This window comes from Neobacillus sp. YX16, assembly GCF_030123505.1.
Taxonomy (GTDB): Bacteria; Bacillota; Bacilli; order Bacillales; family Cytobacillaceae; genus Neobacillus.
Map to the genome: position 1 here is coordinate 5,787,300 of NZ_CP126115.1, position 21,606 is coordinate 5,808,905.

Here is a 21,606-nt window from a genome sequence, read left to right on the forward strand (position 1 = left end):
TAGTTTCGTTAATAAATACCTAAATTTCGCTATTATCTATTAATTATAAGTACCTCCTTATGAAAAATTTGTCAAAATTTGTTGCACGAGCAAATAAATTGTATTTTAATTGAAAATTTACCTTTTTTATTACATTTTTTTGATATCGTTAAAAAAGTCAGGTTGGTGAGAGAGTCGTATATTCTAGTGGGCCTTAATAAGTCTATCTAAAAAGTATAGAGGTGATAGGGGGATTAAGGTGGGAGGCACAGATTTAACCCATTTGGAATTTAATTGTAAAAAAGGTATTTATTGTTTATAATGACTATAAAATAAAAAGGAAATGTATTATAAGTACTCCTCTTCTACAGCCTTAGCTACTTTCTAATTTTATGATTTGTTTCCATGAATATCACCCGCTTAGCTAACAATTTAAAAGTAAATCAACAACAATGCCACCCCTACACCACTCAACTGCACTGCATTTTATCCTGTTTAGCTATCCAACAAACTACCATCTTCTACAAAAATCAAATAAGAACAGGCACATATAGTATAGTAATAGATCAGCAAGGACATACGTTCCATATACTATTAAGATAAGGAGTGTTTCAGAAATGGGATATATACTTATAACCATTAGTTGTTTTTTTATTTATTACTCATATAAGATATGGAATGAATACCAAACTGGTAAATCTTCATCTTCTTCATTAGAACGGAAAACAAGAAATGAAATGAATCGATATAAAGAAATACACAATATAAGATATGAAAGACGAGACTAATTCCCATATTTACATTACGAGAGTCGAATCTGCTTACCATTACAATCACAAACGAGTGAAGGCAAAATTAAAAGACCAGAGTCCGGTCGAATACAGAACTCAAGTCTTAAAAATTATACGTTACCATAAATCCTTACTAAAAAGAAAAGCCAAGGATTTCTCCTTGGCTTTAAAACTAGTTATTGAAACGAATATTTTGCCAATTCCGCTAGTTCATCATCAACACCAACAACGTCCGAACCCCCGAGAAGGGTAAAATTATAGATACTGCGTTGTTTAATGATATTTTCAATTGGGTCCAAAACATCATTTTCTAACACTAATAATAGCGAGGCGTTTTTCTTTGCCGCGAGTACAGCACCCGTTAATGCATCCGCATAGTTTTCACCTGTTGTAACCAGTGCTTGCTGATCCCCGAGATCAAAAGCCTTAATAATTTCTGCAGCCGTATGATAACGAGTAAGGCCTTGAATTTGTTGAACAGTTCCTGGGAGTTTGTCAAGTTTATCAATTACTGCTGCATTCAATGCACCCTCTCCACCAATTGCATAGATGGTTGATTTCCCATTTAGTGCTTGCATCGTAATATCTGGTATATCATCGGGTGGTGTTAACAGGATTGGAATTCCATTTCGAGCAGCATATGGTGCGACTGCAAGTGCATCCGGAAATTTAAAGCCCGTAGCGACAATTGCCTTCCCACTAGTAGAACCTAATTCCTTTGCAATTAATTGGGCTGTTTCAAACCGACTCACTCCACCAATTCTCTTCACTTCTTTGAGTTTCATTGAAACCAACTCATCTTTAACTTCTTTGCTTACCGCACCTTCACTTCCTAATATAATCACCCTGTTTGCACCAAGTCTTTGTATTTCTTTTTTCGTTGCAGGTGTTAGTTTTGTTGTTTCCGTTAATAGAATCGGTGCATTATATTTGTAAGCTAAGGGTGCACCTGCTAGTGCATCTGGAAAATCCCACCCCTTTGCAAGAACAACTGTATCAGCACCATCCTGCCAGCCTTCTTTTGAGATTTCAATAGCGGTCTCAATGCGAGTATCACCAAATACCCTCGATGTAATCGGCTCCAATGCACCAGATGATACATAGCCTGTTCTTCCATCTGCTAGTTGAACATGGTAACGAACCCAATGGCGGAAAGGTGATTGTAAAGATGTGTCATAAAAAACGGTCTCATCTAGAATCTCAGCTACATGTCTGTTGCTTAGAGAAGTATTTCCGCCTCCATCTTTGGTGGTTCTTAAATTAGTACCGGCAACCGTGTACACTTTATCGCCTTTTGAGAATAACTGCTTAGACTTGGTTAAAGGTCCTGGTACTTGATAGTGGAGTTTGTTAAAGATAAGCGCTGTATCCTCATCCTCAGGATCATATTTAAATTCTTCTCTATTAAATGGCAGGGTTTTTAAGGTTATATCATTATTGTCTTCAATAAATTTAAAAACCTCTTCCTGATAGGCACTTAAATTTCTGCTGCCATCAAGCTTCTTCGTAGGGCTATTCTTTTCCACTACGCCATTGTAGGCCAACACGGCAAAATACCAGTTTTCGATAACATCTCTTGAGTTATCATTGATCGTGGGGATGACTCCTCGTTTGCCCAGGTCCCACTTTTCATTTAAGATGTCTAAACCGATATTAATATTATATTGAATATCGTTCTTCAAATCTTTCTCAATATAGCGTCCACTCTTATCCGTCACTTGCATGATGCCAATCCCACCATCATTATTTTTATTGAATGTAGGGATAGTCTGCGCGTCATCTTCCCACTGCTGCCAATTCGATTCCCTAAAGGCCACTGCCTTAGCAACTTCCGGAGGTATTCCATGAGCAATTGCACTTTCCGTCAACATGACATTAATATCACTACATGTGACTCTAGCACCTGGTTGTGCACACGGATACGTCGAAATCTGTGACAGAGAAGAAACCTTTTCAGAATCTTCAGCCGCAAATGATGATTGCGGAAAAAATGAAACCACTAACAAAAATACTATTAAAATACTAAAAACTTTTCTCATAGTTGCCCCCTAAAAAATATATATTGTTATCTACTATTCTATCATCTTCTATCCTAGAATTTCTAGGATTTGGAACTTTCTTTGTTTTTAAACACAAAAGAGTATTCAGCAAGGGGAACGAATCGTCTTTTTGGTGCCGCCTTATGCAGCTGCTTTATGTTTTTCAGTAGCAAATAAGATATGGGATGAAAACCAAACTGGTAAATCTTCATCAAGATCCTCTTCTTCATTAGAACGGAAAACAAGAAATGAAATGAATCAATAAAATATGAAAGACGAGACTAATTCCCATATTTACATTACGAGAATCGAATCTGCAGACTATATTTACCATTACAATCACACGCAGAGACGTCCCTTTTCTTAATATCAAATTTTCTGTATCAATATAATTGTATAATGTATCGAAGCGATTCAGTTCCTCAAAGCCCATGCGACACAAAAAGCCCTTCTTCAACAGAAGGGCTCTCCTCAACCATATTCTTACTGCACTATCTAACTAACCTTTTTCGGCTGTCCTACTGTACATCCGCAAGACCTCTCAGATTAAGACAATTATCTTTCCTCTTTTACTCGTGATTTGCTTTACAAAGTTACGCACATCTTTTTTGGACTTTGACTTGTCATGGAGGCTTATCCCTTTATAAAGACTTAGTAACAGATTTCTGTAAGCTCTTTTATAAAATATTCCTACTGCACTACCTCTCTCACGGCTGCTGGATTAACCCCGCCGCCGATTTGGTGAACATATTTTGAATGTTTACCAGCCAGTACTTGTTTTTGTTCTGGCAACAATCCGACATAAGAGGAAATCAAGAGGACAGGTGAGCCGAGCTTTGCGGCTAATGGCCCGGCTGCGAGCGCATCTACTAGATTTGCTGTTTCAGACTTTGCCACAAGTATGCTAGATAGTTCTGCCTCTGGATAAAATTTGCTCATGACCTTTGCGTTCGTTTCATGGCGATCCAAGCCGTTTAGGCGATTAGCGAGAACATTTACAGACGTAATCTTATCAATTTCGCTCACTATCGCAGGTGCAACTACCCCTTCACCACCGATAAAATAAGCGTTAGATAAAGTTTCTGTTTTCAACCAAGCTAGAGTCTCGGCTGGCACGGAATTTTTATCTGCGAGAATGATCGGCTGCTTTTTCAAACCTGCCTGTGCCGCAATCGATAAAGCATCCGGTTCACCCCAGCCATAGGCCACATGAATCGTGCTGACGTCTATTAATTTATCTAGTTCTTTTGCAATCATTAGGGAGGTATCTTTTCGGCTTAAGCCACCAATTCGAGTGAACTTATAACCCTTTTCTTTAAGCACGCTTTCAACCTGATGAGAAATAACTCCTTCTCCACCAATTAGAATAATCTCTTTTGCCTTTAAGCGTGCGAGTTCATCCAGTGTTACTTGTGGGATTGAATCCGCTTCTGTTAAAAGAATAGGAGCATCCTTTGCCGTAGCCAATGGTGTAGCTGTTAATCCATCAACAATCGCAAAGCCATTGACTAACAGCACTGTATTGGACGTATTCCAACCTGTTTGAGACACCATTACAGCCGTTGAATATCTTGTTGGACCAATTAGGGTTTTCAATTTTTTTGTAACAGTTAAGGATGCAACATCACTTATATTATCCGATTTATCAACTGCTGTTACTTCAATTACTTTTCCTGCTGGCTGCGCGGGAATGGTAATGGAAAATGTACCACTAGCTCCTACAGTTGAGCGGCCAATTTCCTTACCAACTACTTTTGCGATCACAATAGCATTCGGCTCTGCTTTTCCTGTTAAAACTTTTTCATGATCCGTCACCACATCTACGGTCGGTTTTGTTGGAGGTGTCATGTCCTTTACAATGACAGTTATCGTTTCACTTACATTTCCTTCCCTGTCCGTTGCGGTAATTTCTAATTTAGTTCCTGCCTTTTGAACAGGGATCGTTGCAGAAAACTTGCCACTTTGATCAGCAGTTGCTTGTCCAATCTTAGTCGTTCCAACTTTCACAACCAACGTCGCAAGGGCATCTGCAGTTCCTGTCATTAGGTTTGAATTTTCGGCTACAGGGTTAACAATGGGGGTTTTTGCCTGTTTCTCACCAATCGCAGTTAGACCATTTTCACCATATACATATAATATTCTATTTTTACCAATCGCAACCTCACCAAAAAATCCATCTAATTTCCATTTCACACTGCCATCTTTATTGAAGGCATATAAAGCCTTGGTATCATCTTCACGATTTTCGGACGTTACATAAATCGTACCATCAGCACCGATAATAGCAGAATTATTCCATCCTCCTGTATTATAGCTCCATGATTTCATCCCGCTAGTGGGGTCGAGAACCTTCATTCCCTGCCCGCATTGTGGCCAATCATTCATTAGCTCAGCTTCTTCTGGGTTGACAGCGAAGAAATTCCCATCTTCCCCTCCAATATAAATGGTTCCATCGGCAGCGATGGCGGGAGTCGCAGATATCCTAGTTCCCTTTCCATAACACCAACTGCCGTTTAAACGCAAATAGGAAGGGTCTAACATTAATTCATACTTAAACGTTCCATTATACTGGGCAATTAAAGATCCAACGTACGTTGCATTATAAATCGTACCATCACGACCTATTGCAGCAGAACCGAATACAGCGCTGTACGCGGTAATAAACTTATTCTCTTTAAAGAGCAGGCCTTGTGCCCATAAATACCCATCCTTACTAAGGGTAGGGGTTGTATAAAAGCTGCTTTCATTATATAGATAAGAATCCGGTGCAAAATGTTCTTTTGGATCAAAGCTCCAAACAATTTCTCCCCTTGTATTAATCTTGTATAATTTTCCATCTGTCATGTAATTCCCTGTTCCTATGTATAGGTTTCCATCCTTATCCATAGATGGGGATGAGGTTGCTTCAAAGTCAAATAAGGTCCGCCATTTTTCTTTTCCATCTGGTTGAACGGCGATTAATGCCCCATAATAACATTTGCCTTCCTTGCAAAATTTCGGATCAGTTTCCGGGTCCCAGCTTAAAGCAGCGATGTAGATGGTCCCATCGCTTCCCAGTACAGGAGATGCCATAACTCTTGTATCTGGAGAATCACTGATAGGGTAGGTCCATTTTAAAGTACCATCAGGATAAATTGCTGAAATAATTCCCTTTGGACCTGCGTTATAAATAATTCCATCCTGATCGATTACAACACCTGCACTGCCTTCTGTGTCTCTGCTCCATTTTATTTCAGGAACAGATGGCCCCTGATATTTGGACTGCCTGCTCCAATTATAGGCAGTTGGATAAGGCGACAAGGTTTGATAAGCTCCTCTTTCATAGCCCTCGCCTTGTTCAAATGGCAGCGCCTCTCCTGACGCGTATGCAGGAATACCCATCCCTAATACAATAGACATAATCACAAGATAAACCACTAGTCTTTTTAGCATACTTTCCTCCTTAACGAAATGACCTTATGTAAGTTATAGACTATTACTATAGTAATATATTTACAAAAAAATGTCAGTTTAATATTTTGTTATCTTCCATTAAACGAACTTTGGGTAGGCCATTTTTCTCTCGAAAAAGAGCACCGCTTTTTCAAAAGCGGTGCTCCATTCTTCATTATTCTACTTTACTACCTCACTCACAGCTATTGGATTAACCCCGCCGCCGATTTGGTGAACAAATTTTGAGTGTTTACCAGCCAGTACTTGTTTTTGTTCTGGCAACAGTCCGACATAGGAGGAAATCAAGAGAACGGGTGAGCCGAGTTTTGCGGCTAAAGGCCCGGCTGCAAGCGCATCAACTAGATTGGCTGTTTCAGACTTTGCCACAAGTATGCTAGATAGTTCTGCCTCTGGATAAAATTTGCTGATGACCTTTGCGTTCGTTTCGTGACGATTCAAGCCGCTTAGTCGATTAGCAAGAACATTTCCAGATGTGATCTTATCAATGTCGCTTACAATTGCAGGTGCGACTACCCCTTCACCGCCGATAAAATAAGCGTCAGATAAAGCTTCTGTTTTCAGCCATCCAAGCGTTTCTGCCGGTACAGATGTTTTATCTGCTAGTATAATTGGCTGCTTTTTCAAACCTGCCTGAGCGGCAATCGATAAAGCATCCGGTTCACCCCAGCCATAGGCAACGTGAATCGTGCTGACGTCTATTAATTTATCTAGTTCTTTTGCAATCATAAGCGAAGTATCTTTTCTGTTTAAGCCACCAATTCGGGTGAACCTATAACCCTTTTCTTTAAGCAAGCTTTCAATCTTATGAGAAATAACTCCTTCCCCACCAATTAAAATAATCTCTTTTGCCTTTAAGCGTGCGAGTTCATCCAATGTTACTTGTGGGATTGAATCCGCTGCTGTTAAAAGAATCGGAGCATCCTTTGCTGTTGCTAATGGTGTAGCGGTTAATCCGTCAACAATGGCAAAGCCATTGACTAATAGTACAGTATCCGCTGTCTTCCAGCCTGTCTGCGAAACCTTAACAGCTGTTGCGTAACGAGTGTCACCAATTAAGGTTACTAGTTTCTTCTTAACAGTTACTTTCGCAGATAGGCTGAAATTTCCAGCTTTGTCCACTGCATACACTTCTACAATTTTTCCAGCTGGCTGCTTTGGAATCGTAATTGAAAACTTTCCGTTTCCATCCGACACCCCTCGGCCAATTTCCGTACCTGAAACCTTCGCAATTACTGTAGCACCTAGTTCCGCGGTGCCTGTCAACACGGTTTCACGATCCGTCAACTCATCCAAAGTGGCAGTCTCTGGCGCAGTGATGTCTTTTACGAAAATCTTTGCACCTTCACTCACATTACCAGCTTTGTCGATAACAGTTACCACTATTTCCGTTCCAGCCTTTTGTACAGGAATCGTAACTGTAAACTTCCCATCTGTTCCTGCTGTACCACTGCCAATTAGCGAGCCATTTACTTTTACTTCCACCTTAGAACCTGGTTCTGCTTGACCGTTAACAGCATTATCCTTGTCCGTTACTTCATTTAATTCCGGCTTTCCAGGTGCTGTCACATCTTTTACCACGACTGTCACCGCTTCGCTGACATTTCCGACCTTATCTGCAGCAGTTATCGTTAATTGTACCCCAGCCTCTTGCACAGGAATCACCACCGTAAACTTCCCATCCGTTCCAGGCGTACCGTTGCCAATTAATGCTCCACTTACTTTCACTTCTACTTTAGAACCTGCTTCTGCTTGACCGCTAACAGCAGTATCCTTGTCCGTCACTTCATTCACTGCCGGTTTTCCAGGTGCCGTCACATCTTTTACCACGACTGTACCCGCTTCACTAACATTTCCAGCTTTGTCCGCAGCTGTTACCGCCAACTGTACCCCAGCTTTTGGCACTGGGATTGTCACGGTAAACTTCCCATCCGTTCCAGCTGTACCGCTGCCAATTAGCGATCCATCAACCTTCACTTCCACCTTTGATCCCGCTTCTGCTTGACCACTAACAGTAGTATCCTTGTCCGTTACTTCATTTACTGCTGGCTTTCCAGGTCCTGTTACATCTTTTACTACTACTGCCGCCGCTTCACTTACATTCCCAGCTTTGTCCGCAGCTGTTACCGCCAACTGTACCCCAGCTTTTGGCACTGGGATTGTCACGGTAAACTTCCCATCCGTTCCAGCTGTACCACTGCCAATTAGCAATCCATCAACCTTCACTTCCACTTTAGAACCCGCTTCTGCTGTACCTGTAATCGAATGATCTTTATCAGATACTACATTTACCTTAGGCATATCTGGTGCAGTTATATCTTTAACGATCACGTCTTTTGAAGTTACGAGTTCATTTTGAGAATTATAAACTTCAAATGTTAACGTACTATTTTCTATAATAGTACCAACTTGAATCTCAAAATATCCTTGCTCATTTGTAGTGCTTGTTCCTAATAGATTATTATTTGCTATTATTTTAACAGTTGAGTTTGCTTGAGTTTTACCTGTAATGGTCTGAGAATACTTGTTAAAATCATCAATATAAATCTCTGCTACACTATACGATTTATAATAGGTATAACCAGATAAGTCAGTAATTTTAACATCCAAAGTATCACTGTTGCCTACATAAAAGTCGTTTAATCTAAATGTACCATTCTCTTTCAATTGTACCGGCTGGCCACTGACTTCCAAGACCAAAAATGGAAGAGTCGCCCCAGATAAATTCACTCTCCCCTTGTTGCTGATGAGCGGGGTGTCATAAAGATTAAATGGCACCTCATTCAGAATTCGATTACTAACTTCCATACTAGAAATAGTATTTGATCCTGTGAACACGGCTTGCCCGTTTGATGGGTAATAATAACCAAAATAAACTGAACTTGCCTTAAGAGTTCCAGATAGATATAGGCCGCCGTAGCTTCTTAAACCACCCAGAACATAGACATCTCCATAAATAGTTACATTTGAGTTAATTGTTAATACTGCTCCAGGTGCAATATAAACATCTGAATGAATCGTTTTATTTGACCAGGATTCATTTGAACTGACAATATAGCTATCTAACGGAGCAATGGGCTTAAGAACGGTAAAGTTTCCATTACTTAATTCCGTAGAATTTGCATCAATAACCTTTGAATTTCCGTCATTATCTAGCAATTCTACGGAATCAACTAACCATTTACCAACTTCCATAGATTCATCTACAAACGTCTCAGTAAAAAGATTCTGACCATCATACCAGATGGAAACTGGCCGGATATCCCCGCTAATTGGTGCGATATAATTAATAACCGCACTCTGTATATTGGCATTATCTGAAGTTTCTATATAGAAACTTAATTCATCCCCAGACTCAACAATCGTGTTACTTACTGATAAGGATAAGAAAGTAATTGACTCACTTTCTTTAGTAACAATTAAAGTGGTAGCTGCACTGACATTTCCAGACAGATCCGTGACAGTGACCACTAATTCAGTACCCAAAACTTGCATCAGAATAGATACCGAAAATTGACCATTCGTTCCAACTGTTGCTGTACCAATCACATTTCCATTAGCACTTACTTCCACTTTTGCTCCTGCTTCAGCGGTGCCTGTCACCAAAGTATCTTCATCTGAAACTTTGTTTACTATTGGTGAAGACGGGGCTGTTTTGTCTTCCACGGTTACGCTAGTTGGAATACTAACGTTTCCAGTAGCATCTTCTGCATAGACTTGGATAATGGTACCTGCTGGTTGTTTCGGTATCATTAGTGTAAATTCTCCCAGATTGCTGGTTGTTCTACCAATCTCATTTTGACCGATCCTTGCATAAACGATCGCATTAGATTCTGCAGTACCATTTAGTTGAGTGTCAGCGTCACTAATCGGCTCCACCACTGGACTTGCCGGAGGAGTCCCATCAACTTCACCTGGACCCCCATTCATAGGTAAGGTTGTGTAGCTTATATCTGCACCCTTATTCGAAGGGACTGTAAAGTCAGTCTTGGAATCGTAAGTGGAAACAACCGCTCCTCCGCCACGGAGGTTTGCGGAGCTTCCCGTATAAATTTTCTCCTCTAATGCGTTGAAAAACGGATCACCTTTAAAGCCGTATAAGCCTGTTGATTCTTTTAATAGCAGTGCAATTCTAAAATTAGTCATTAACTTCCCAAAGGTCATATCGGGACTAATATACTTTTTTACGACATTTTCAACTGCTAGATAATTATTACTTGTATCATTTAAGATTTCTTTAAAAATGCTATCTCCTTGGTTTGTTTGAAGTTTAATATATTGACCAAATAAATAGGACAACGAGTAATTCGATAGCGTATCACCATTATTATCCCAGTACAAAAGAGAATGACCATTTGTAATGGAGTTAGACGCATTATAATAATTCACTCGGCTACTAAGCCCTTTGCCTGAATAAATTTGTTCCGCGGCCATAGAAAGGCCCTCATTTAACCAGGTTTCCATATTACTAGTGCTGTTTTCAATTAGAACATTACGATTAAAGTTCACCATATGCTGAAACTCATGTGCTAACGTTTCAAATGCACTTGTTACATCCTTTGTGGCCCCCATGCCCATTGCCGGATAGGTATCAATATAAAATATTTCGGATTTATTAGAATTGGTAGTATTATAGAGATCTCCAGACCAAAAATATCCTCCGACATATCCTCCACTACCAGAAAATCCATCTTGGATATCAAACGTTAGAATATTGATCTTTCCATCACCATTCACATCCGACTCCCCGCCAAAATTATTCGTTACCGATGAATAGATTTTAGTATCGAATTCTGTCCCCAACTGTTCAGCTTCCAAATCTGTAATTTGATTATCATAGACCCATACATTTGCTTTCGTACCACTGTAGGCTAATCTAGCATTAATTTGATAATCCGTATTCGTTTGTAAATTCGTTACCCCAAAATTGTTATAGTCGCCTTTATTGAAAGATAGGTGAATGGATTTTGAGCTTTTTTGAATAAGCTTTCCTTCATGCCCAGCAATATCAAAAGGTTTATTAACATCTACTTGGTAAGTACCCAGCTCCAAACTTCTATCCATGGTATAGTTCATGTTTTTTAAATTAAACGTACCTGTGGGTTGAGTAGACGCAGCATTGATAGATTCATTGCTAATTACTGCATACGAGTCCGCATCAGTACTGTTACCAGAAGAGTAAAACGGATTAGAAACCTTAAAGGTCGTGACGTCAGAGTAATAGATATCATATATTGTTTTAGCAATACCTACCCTCATATAGATATAAGGTTCATTGGTGAAATCAGCTTTGGCAATATGGGAATTGACATACAATGCCGTTTTCCCTGATGTACTGAATTGAGTATTCCCAACACTCGTTAAATAATTATTATCTTCTTTATAAAACTCAATCGTTAAATTACTATCCTTTGAAAAAGCCTGATTTGAGCTATAATACAATTGAATATTCATATAATCGGAATAAGTAGTAGAATCAGTAACATTTTTATAGTAGATAGAATGGTAGTCTAGATAACTATCATATAAATAATCAACTAATCCATCTTCCGCTATAAGTGGATAATTGGCTGGATCCCGATAATCCGCCTCTATCGATAAAGATTGTTTAGGCTCACTGCCTTCAATGATTTTTGCATTTATATTCTCTTCTGGCTTAGGAGTATTCACTCCTTGTTCCTGTGCATATACACCGCCATTGACGAAAAGCAGTTGTAATGCAAGTACGATTGCTAGTACCTTCCTCAAGTCCCCTACCTCTTCCATGTTTATTTTTCTCTATTCTTTTTATCTAAAGGAGAAACTAACTCCTATGTACTTATTCTCTTGATAGAGAATAGTAATATTTTACTACAATAAAAAGTAAATTTATATGAAATCCCAGTTTTTTGAAGTAATATATTTTAATAGAATACATGCGACACGTTTTTTTATGTTTCTTTAATTCCATAAAAAAATCCTCTTCAAAGCAAAGAGGATTTTCTCCAATCCAACCTATCTCCGTAACGATTTGATTTTGCGTTCTTTCAATCTCATTTGGCGTTGTTTTTCAAAACAATACTGAAGGATTTTTTGTTGGTCCTGCTGATGGATCTTAATAAATGTTAAGGCAACTTGATTTCGTTCCAGTTCTTTTACTAAATCTACGCGGATAATTTCACATAGGAAAGGAATGATATTTATTTCCTCGTCTGTCGTATTAGGAACAAATATGGTCCCAGAAACGACTTCACGGTGTTTGAATGGTACAGATGAATCACTAGAACATAACAATCCGCCGGCACTTATATTGATCGTATTTGATTCTTGCCCTTTTAAGGTAATCTAACGTTTGTGTAAATATGCTATAAACCCTGTTATTTAAAGTCTTGTATCTAATTCCATGCAAAATATTTGTCAGTAAATAGCATAGATTTCATAAATTATCTGACCAAACCCACTGAATCGAACAGTTTCCCCTTAAAACTGCATACTTTGACAACATTCTTATTTTTTCCTTTTACACAATCGATTGATTAAATACGGCTTTAGCCCTTTAAATACAAGCTTTCTGACTAAATACCCCAAGAAAAAGAATTCGAAATTTGTATTTTGATAGTAAGAGAGCCCCTCTTAAAAAGAGGGGCTCTTCTATAACATATTCTACTGCACTACCTCACTCACAGCTGCTGGATTAACCCCTCCGCCGATTTGGTGAACGTATTTTGAGTGTTTACCAGCCAGTACTTGCTTTTGTTCCGGCAACAGTCCGACATAGGACGAAATCAAGAGAACAGGTGAGCCGAGTTTTGCGGCTAAAGGCCCGGCTGCGAGCGCATCTACTAGATTCGCACTTTCAGACTTTGCCACAAGAATGCTAGATAGTTCTGCCTCTGGATAAAATTTACTCATGACCTTTGCGTTCGTTTCATGACGATTCAAGCCGCTTAGTCGATTAGCAAGAACATTTCCAGACGTGATCTTGTCAATTACGTTTACAATTGCAGGTGCGACTACCCCTTCACCGCCGATAAAATAAGCGTTAGATAAAGCTTCTGTTTTCAGCCATCCCAGCGTTTCTGCCGGTACAGATGTCTTATCTGCTAGAATAATTGGCTGCTTTTTCAAACCTGCCTGAGCGGCAATTGATAAAGCATCCGGTTCACCCCAGCCATAGGTCACATGAATCGTGCTGACGTCTATTAATTTATCTAGTTCTTTTGCTATTAACAGGGATGTATCTTTACGATTTAGTCCTCCGATTCGAGTGACATTAAAGCCCTTCGCGTCTAATTCACTCGCCACTTTTGATGTAATCACACCATCACCGCCAATTAAGACAATCTCTTTGGCCTTCAAGCGCGTAATTTCATCCATCGTTGGCTTTGGAATAGAATCCCCTGCTGTTAAAAGAATCGGTGCATCCTTAGCCGAAGCTAAAGGTGTTGCCGTCAAACCATCGACAATCGCAAAGCCGTTGACTAATAATACGGTATCCGCCGTTTTCCAGCCTGTCTGCGAAACCTTTACAGCCGTTGCGTAACGGGTATCACCAATTAAGGTTACGAGTTTCATCTGAACAGTTACCTTCGTTACCGGGCTAATTTTTCCGTTTTCATCAACTACGTACACTTCAACAATTTTCCCAGAAGCTTGAGCTGGGATGGTGATTGAGAAATTCCCATTCCCATCAGTCGTTCCATGGGCAATTTCTTGGCTAGTAACCTTCACTTTAACCGTCGATCCAGGTTCCGCAGAACCCTTTACAACTGTTTCCTTATCGGTCAACTCATCTACAATCGGTGCACTAGGTGCACTTGTATCTATTACGCTTACAGTGATAATGATGCTGACATTTCCAGCTTTATCGCTTGCAGTAATAGATAATGTCGTCCCGGCTTTTTGAATAGGGATATTCACATTAAACCTTCCAGTCGAACTTGCTGTTCCTGTTCCAATAATCGAGTCATTTACCTTGACTTCAACCTTAGAACCTGGTTCTGCCTCACCTGTTACGGTTGTAGAAATATCCGTTACCTCATACACTACCGGTTTGGTAGGAGCAGTCTTATCTAATACAATAATCGTTTTTTCTTCACTAACATTTCCAGCCTTATCTTCAGCAGTCACTTCTATTTTTGTCCCTGCTGTTTGAAGCGGAATTGTAACGGAAAATTTACCGTCCGCCCCAGCAACAGTAGAGCCAATCAGTGTACCGAAATACTCCTTGACCTCAATCGTAGAGCCCGCTTCTGCTTGCCCGGTAACCTTCGTATCTTTATCAGATACCTCGTTTACCACCGGCATATCTGGCGGCGTTAGGTCTTGTACAGTCACCTTGACGGTTTCACTGATATTTCCAGCTTTATCTTTTACCGTAACCACTAATTGAGTTCCTGCCTTTTGGACCGGAATATCAACTACAAAATCCCCGTTTTCGTTAGCATTTCCAGATCCAATGATCGATCCAATTAAACTGACAAGGACGGTTGAACCCGCCTCGGCTTGGCCCCAGACTGAGTTATCCATATCTGAAATTTCATATACCACTGGTTTTGCAGGTGCAGTAACGTCTTTTACCACGATTGTCGCTGGTTGACTAGTGTTACCATCCTTATCTGTCGCGATAATAGCTAATTCCAGCCCTGCTTTTTGGATTGGAATACCAACGCTGAATTTACCATCACTACCAGCTGTTCCATTCCCCACTTTATTTTCATTTGCTAGTACATTGATTGTGGCACCATCCTCTGCAGTTCCTGTAACAGTTGTATCCTTATCCGTTACTTGATTGACCGCCGGCTTGGCAGGCGCTGTTAAATCTTTTACCACGATTGTTATTTTTTCACTAACATTGCCAGAATCATCGGTAGCAGTGATGTCTAGAAGAGTCCCTGCATTTTGCTTTGGAATACTAACAGAGAAATAACCTGTATTGGTTGCTTTCCCCGTACCAATCACACTGCCATTTACAGAAACCTTTATGGTTGAATATTCCTCTGCTCCACCAACAACCGCCTCAGAAAGTTCCGTAACCTCGTCAACTTTAGGTTTGGATGGTGGATTTAAATCCTTAACCGGAACCGTCACAAACGAGCTGCTGATTCCATTTTCATCAAGTTGGAAAACTCTTATCTTTGTGTCCTTCGTCATCGCATTTGGAATCTGAATGGAGAATTTTCCATCCTCTTTTACCACTGCTGCAAAGGAATAAAAATTATCCATACTTACTTTTACTGTATATCCAGGTGTTCCTGTACCCTTCACGATTCGCTCATCTTTATTTATTGGGTCGACAATCGGTTTAGCAGGGAAGGCATAAGAGATTGTACCCTCAGGTTTCTTCGTTAGGTACGGTTCGAACAAGATATTGTTAACTCCGCCTAGTTTTACATCTTTAATAGTATTTACATCAGTGGTTCCCCAATAGTTATTCGTGAGGTCAAGGTTATATACATCTCGACTTGAAAAGGAGATGATTTGTTCTACTCCTTCCGACGTGATAAAGGAGTTATTCTTTATCGCATAAGAAGCAATCGAGCCCTCATCGTAACCGGCAATGGTCAGCAGCGGTTCATAATAGAGCCCAGCTCTTTCGAATGACTGCGAATCCATGACGAACGTATTATTACGGATGGATACTGCTCCCCAAAAGTTCCCTTGGCCAAAATAAAGCGGTGAATTTAAAAATAAACTATTCTGTACGTCACCGGATGCCACTTGAAAGCTAGTGTTGATTATTTTAGAATGGTAAAATCTAACTTTATCTATTTGCATATATAACATATTTTTATTTTCATCGAGGTTTAAAAACTTCGCGTAACTAAAGTAAGCTTCATTCCCCATAACCGGTACCTTGTTAAAAATGATGGGGGCATCTTCACGTCCGTATCCATATACAGTTCCACTTATCTTAATCCGAGGATAAGGGCTCTCTGCTGCAATAAATTCTATGCCTGGTTCAATGGTTATATTATTTGTAAGAATGACTTCACCACTGACGAGGTAAGGTCCGTTTTCCGCATATAAAATTTCATCTGAAACGGAACCTGATAATGTAGTAGGTGTCCCCTTTGCCGCAACGTTAACTTTATTTATCTCACTTACGTTTCCATCAAAATCAACAGCGTATACGACAAATTCATCCCCAACTTCTTGCTTCGGAATCTCGATTGAAAACTGAAGATTATCATCCGTATACCCCTCAGCTATTGGTGCCGAGTTGTAGTTTCTTTTAATAAAAATAGTCGAAGACTGGTCTGTAGATCCTTTTACCTTGGTTGTCAATTCATTCACTTTATATAAATTGGGTTTGCTGGGAGCAATGACATCCCAAACATCACCATAGGTGGATCCGACTTCAGGAGCCTGACCTTTCATTTCTACGTACAATCCGCTGCTAAAAGAGCCGCCTTCTAATCTTTTTGCAAGAGGGATACTAAAACGCATATCCTCACCAACCGTAGCTGAACCAATGACAACCTCTTTATTCGTACCATAGACAGTAATATGCGCACCAATTTCTCCGTACCCTGTAATGGCATCACTGGTATTTGTCACTCGATTCAATTTAGGCATGGCCGCAGCATCAATTCCAATTTCATGTAACCAAGGTCCTTTTAAGATCAATTCACCGTAGCCACGGTAGCCATCCCAGCCGTCTTTTACATAGAAAGTATTTTTACCTTTTAAAATAATCGTTCCATTATTAATAAATTTAAATCCGTTAGATTTAATGGTGGAATTCTCGATAATAAGTGTACCATTATTTGTGTAATCACTCGTTAAATCCACCGTTCTATCCTTCCACACTGTACCCTGGTATGTTTTCTCCTGAACCTGAGCAGGGTCAGCAGGAGATGCGATATTTAGTAATAAATCATTCCAATTGAAATACTCATCAACATAGTATCGGTCATGTTCAGAATAGATACGAGTATGACCAGCATTGTCTTTCAAAATAATACGATCCGCAATCCAGCTTGATCCCAGCCAGGATGGTTCATCAATCTTTCGTTGTCCCGTCCAGCGGTTTATCGAGGAATCGTACGACAAATCAATGACAAATGTGGCCATTGAACTCGTACTCTTCATTTGAACACTAATTTTATTTACTTCAAACCCATTATTATCGATCATTGCGTACATCGAAAGGGTATCACCGTACTTTACATCTTGATTATTACCAAAATAAATATCCCTCAAATACGGATGGTAATAGTCCGTTTCAGCTGCCAAAGAATGATTCATCGGCAATAGATTAAGAACTAACAATAAGACTAAATAGCTTGTAAAAAGTTTTCGCATTTTTCTCCACCATTTCTTTAAGAAAGATTGCTAGATTCTATTTAAGATTGATAGAGCCTAGTAATAATTCACTATAATATTGTAAATAACTTACTATTCTATCATTATAGTATAAAATCCTACTTTCTTCGACACCAATATATTTTAATCAAACGCTTGGAAACGAATGCCAAGGTCATGTCCGCATTCTATCCGGAAAATGAGCTGTCTGCCATTCTCGTAGCAAAGTCAGAAACAGTCAGCCTTGTAGATTCCGCTAACAGCAGGACCATTTAGCCGCAAAACTCGGCGCACCCGTAATCCTCGTCTCATCTACATTGGGACTGCGTCCTATGCAACAAGAAACACTGAAGAACAAAACCAACGAACTCATCCTCCAAATCGGAGGCGGTGTCAGGTACCCGTAAAACGCGTTTTAGACGAAGCCCTTTTATTTAGGGCTTCGTCTTTTTGGTTTATGAAGGTGAACAAAAATATGAGTCCACCTTTTGGAGCATAGCTTTACCGACGGCTCGCTTTTTTCTTGGGAGCAGGCACTAATTCCTCCATTAGTTACCGCTGTCTTTCCTTTTTCTCGGCGGCGGGCGCTAATAGACCCTATTAGTTACCGCTTCCCTCTTTTTCCTGGCAGCTCGGGCGCTAATAGGCCCTATTAGTTACCTCTTTCCCTCTTTTTCCTATTAACTCGGGCACTAATCCATTCCCCGTGGTGTACGAACCCTAATTGCAACAGCCGTTTTCTCACCGGGCGAACAGGAAAGAGGCCAGTTTCCAATGGAAGCCGGCCTCTTCAAGTATATAACTGTGTTTAATTATCGAATCTACCTGTGAAATCCAGCGTGCTGCATTCCTCCATTGGAAGTTTAACACTTTTGCCTTCTGCAGCTGATTTGTAAATAGCAAGGACAAGCTCCAATGCTCTTCTTCCATCTTCTGCTGTAACATATGGCTCTCGGTCATTCTTGATTGCATCAATGACATCCGTATATAGTGGATTATGACCAAATCCGTATACATTTGGAGGGTTTTCTTGATACTTTTCTTTTACTTCTTCAGGATCATCTAATTGATCTGAGAACTGCCACTCTTCAATAATATTGACTGATTTTCCTCCAGCCTTCACTGTCCCTTTATCACCAAAAATGTACAGCGTTTCTTCTAGATTAGTTGGGTAAATATTGGTTGTACCTTCAATGATTCCATAGCTTCCATTGCCAAACTTAACGAGCGCTAGACCTAAATCCTCAGCCTCCATAAAGCCATGTTTCAAGTTGTCTGTCATTCCAACCACTTCTGTGATCTCGTCACCCATCATCCAACGCAAAAGGTCAATGTTATGAATACATTGATTCATCAATGCTCCGCCATCCTGTTCCCATGTTCCGCGCCAAGGAGCTTGCTTATAATAGTCCTCTCCGCGATTCCAGCGAATATGAGCAGCTCCATGCAATAACCGTCCGAAACGTTCATCTTCAACCGCTTCTCTAATCTTTTGAACCGACTTATTAAAACGGTTTTGGTGGCAGGCACATACCTTCACATTCTTTTCTTTTGCCTTTTCAATAATGGCATCTGCTTCTTGTAGAGAAAGAGCAATTGGCTTTTCAATAATCAAATGGCTTCCCATTTCAATACAATCTAAAGCAATTTGGCCATGCTTTCCACTTTCTGTACAAATAGCAATCAAATCAGGTTTTTCTTTTTCAAGTAACTCTTTATAATCCGTATATGTAGGTGTCGATTTTGGAAGATTAAATTTAACAATTTTATCCTCCATATTTTCAGTTACGATGTCACATAATCCAACAATTTCAAGTTCATTTTCAATAGCAGCAGCTATATGATTGGGCGAAATTCTTCCGCAGCCAATGATTGCAAATTTTAAACTCATGTTGCTCCTCCTAATGTAAACCCAATATTTTCTTTATTATTTACATCCTTCATTGTATTATGCGTGATAAAAAAATGAAAGAAAAAACTATAGAATACTAAATTTGCACTACGAAAAAACAACATATACAAAATAGCACGTTCTGGGTACATTTATTTATTCCTGATGTCCTTAATAGCATCAGTGAATTCATTTATATTCTTAAACATTTGGTCAGGTTGAACTTTAAATTCAAGTGTCTGATAATTTGGCAGCCACTGTACTCCAATTGTATGTATGTTCGCTTGTTTACCAGCTAGAATGTCAGCATCGCTATCTCCAAGAAATACGGCTTCGGTATTTTTTATATTAAAGTGTGCTAAAGCCTTGACTATTCCCTCTGGATGAGGCTTTGGTATAGTCACGTCATCCCCAGTAATAATGACATCAAATAGGTCATTCATATTAAGGCATTCTAAAGAAATAAGCAGACTTCTATTTGCCTTTCCTGTTACAATTCCTAACTTATAACCTTCTCTTTTCAAGGAATGAAGTAAATGGTTAATTTCCTCATTATCTAGAACAAGTTCCTTATGTTTTTCAGTATATTTTTCATAGTACAGTTCAATCGCCTTATCATGATGGGGATGCAAAAGATTCTCTCGAATGATTCCAGTCTCAGATGGACCGAACATAGCCTTAATTTCATTAGAAGTAACTTCAACATTGTCAAATTCCTTAAATACAGCTTGAAATGCATAAAAACAAACTGGCAAAGTATCAGCAAGAGTACCGTCAAAATCAAAAATTATTGCTTTTATAATAATCACCCTATTTCTCAAGTAATGTACTTATGAATTTTAGAAAAGACCTCAAATAATCACGAATTTACATTCGTCATATAGTGAAGCTCTTAATACAAATAAACCTTTGGATACACCATAAACAAGGGCAACACAAATCAGGCACTAGTATTAGATTGCTCTTGGTCCTGCTGTACTACAGGTACATAGGTATATTTATATTCCTTTTTTATCTTTTTTACTAGGTATTCAAAACCTTCCCCATAGTGCCTGTTATTCGCTGTTCTTCTTTCTTCAATATAAGGAAGTACTAGGTGAAAAAGTCTAACGACGGAAGGACCTGAAGCACTTTTGAAAATCCAAAGCGGGAGAAACCCTTTTTGCACCATCATACCCCAGAAGTGAAAAAAGGAGCATACTTCAGCCGCAGCCTTATAATCCAGAGGAGTTCCGTTATCCGCACTCGCATAAATTTTATTTCGGCTAGAAATCATTTCTGGCGTGTCACCCTGTTGGAAATATTCTCTGATTGCTTCAAAGTTTGCCACCCGTTTGGAGGACAGACTCATCATGACTCCGGAAATCCCAGAGGCAATAGCAGCAATTCCGACTAGTGTGGTTAAATCAAGTTTCTTTGAAAAATCCATGAGTTGTTTATCAAAAAACAATAAACTCAATAAAATACTTAAAGAAACCAGAATGTAGCTTAGCATTCTCTTATTCATTTCGATCCCTCACAAATTTTTTTTTGTTCCTTCTATTGTAATAGTTTGGTAAATTTATGTTAATAGATTAGTAGAAAATTTTGGAGGACACATGAAAAATATCGTTATCTTCGGATCTGGTGGACATAGTAAAGTCATAATAGACATAATCGAGAAAGCCAGTCAATAGTAGATACGCGGGTACCGGATTCCAGCTTTCATCTCAAAATGTTGAATAAATAGTTCAGCCCTATCAGGAATTAAAGAAAGCCCTTGATACTGTCCAAATGTAATTACTTCCCTATTGGATGTAGCATGATTAAAATAGGTTAGCTTTGGTTTCCGGATGGATATTACACAGCTCCAGAGTACTGGTCATGAAGATAATATAGGTTGAGTAATATATGTCGCTTTTTTGTGTACATAGGCTTCCTAATACCTCCCATGAGGTTCAAACGTTTTATCTCCCTTCAGATTAACCATTTTGCCAAGAATACTTCCTTTTTGGTCAAAACGGTGAACCTTACTTTCAGAAAGAAATCCTTTTACGAGAGATTCTTCAACAGTATCGCCTAAAATTGGTCTGGCACTTTCTATAAATCCTTGAATAGATAAGTTTTGTGCCTCTTTAGATAACTCATTGAATGTAAACATGTTCTTCACTCCTCTTATTTTTAATACATA

The 21,606-nt window shown here is 39.3% G+C and carries 10 protein-coding genes; 1 reads left to right on the forward strand and 9 read right to left on the reverse strand.

The genetic code is table 11. The features are described 5' to 3' along the window. Positions 1-946: 946 nt before the first annotated feature. The 8 genes from QNH48_RS28325 to QNH48_RS28360 all read right to left on the reverse strand — a co-directional run bounded on the left by QNH48_RS28325 (position 947) and on the right by QNH48_RS28360 (position 20,943). On the reverse strand, positions 947-2,809 hold the full coding sequence (locus QNH48_RS28325; protein WP_283952970.1) for a cell wall-binding repeat-containing protein: 1,863 nt from the start codon (positions 2,807-2,809) through the stop codon (positions 947-949). A gap of 690 nt (positions 2,810-3,499) precedes the next feature. Then, a complete protein-coding gene (locus tag QNH48_RS28330; RefSeq protein ID WP_283952971.1) occupies positions 3,500-6,241 on the reverse strand; it encodes a cell wall-binding repeat-containing protein in 2,742 nt (913 codons plus the stop codon). 180 nt (positions 6,242-6,421) lie between these two features. Continuing rightward, entirely contained in the window at positions 6,422-12,007 is a 5,586-nt protein-coding gene (locus QNH48_RS28335; protein WP_283952972.1) for an Ig-like domain-containing protein, read from the reverse strand. 246 nt (positions 12,008-12,253) lie between these two features. Beyond that, positions 12,254-12,583: a PilZ domain-containing protein gene (locus QNH48_RS28340; protein ID WP_349655141.1), complete on the reverse strand. Its 330-nt coding sequence runs from the start codon at positions 12,581-12,583 to the stop codon at positions 12,254-12,256. Between the two features lie 318 nt (positions 12,584-12,901). Continuing rightward, positions 12,902-17,545, reverse strand: coding sequence for an Ig-like domain-containing protein (locus QNH48_RS28345; RefSeq protein WP_283952973.1), 4,644 nt, complete (start codon positions 17,543-17,545; stop codon positions 12,902-12,904). A gap of 808 nt (positions 17,546-18,353) precedes the next feature. Next, positions 18,354-19,436 (reverse strand): Gfo/Idh/MocA family protein, encoded by a 1,083-nt coding sequence (locus QNH48_RS28350; protein ID WP_283952974.1) that lies wholly within the window; start codon positions 19,434-19,436, stop codon positions 18,354-18,356. Between the two features lie 152 nt (positions 19,437-19,588). Beyond that, positions 19,589-20,239: an HAD family hydrolase gene (locus tag QNH48_RS28355; RefSeq protein WP_283955906.1), complete on the reverse strand. Its 651-nt coding sequence runs from the start codon at positions 20,237-20,239 to the stop codon at positions 19,589-19,591. 137 nt (positions 20,240-20,376) lie between these two features. Continuing rightward, positions 20,377-20,943 (reverse strand): DUF4760 domain-containing protein, encoded by a 567-nt coding sequence (locus QNH48_RS28360; RefSeq protein WP_283952975.1) that lies wholly within the window; start codon positions 20,941-20,943, stop codon positions 20,377-20,379. 91 nt (positions 20,944-21,034) lie between these two features. On the opposite strand from QNH48_RS28360, the gene QNH48_RS30625 reads away from it, so the two are divergent. After that, entirely contained in the window at positions 21,035-21,112 is a 78-nt protein-coding gene (locus QNH48_RS30625; protein ID WP_481858519.1) for a PglD-related sugar-binding protein, read from the forward strand. Positions 21,113-21,354: 242 nt separating this feature from the next. Here QNH48_RS30625 and QNH48_RS28365 read toward each other — a convergent pair whose 3' ends face one another. Next, complete coding sequence (locus QNH48_RS28365) at positions 21,355-21,576, reverse strand: hypothetical protein (RefSeq protein WP_283952976.1); 222 nt, start codon at positions 21,574-21,576, stop codon at positions 21,355-21,357. Positions 21,577-21,606: the final 30 nt, after the last annotated feature.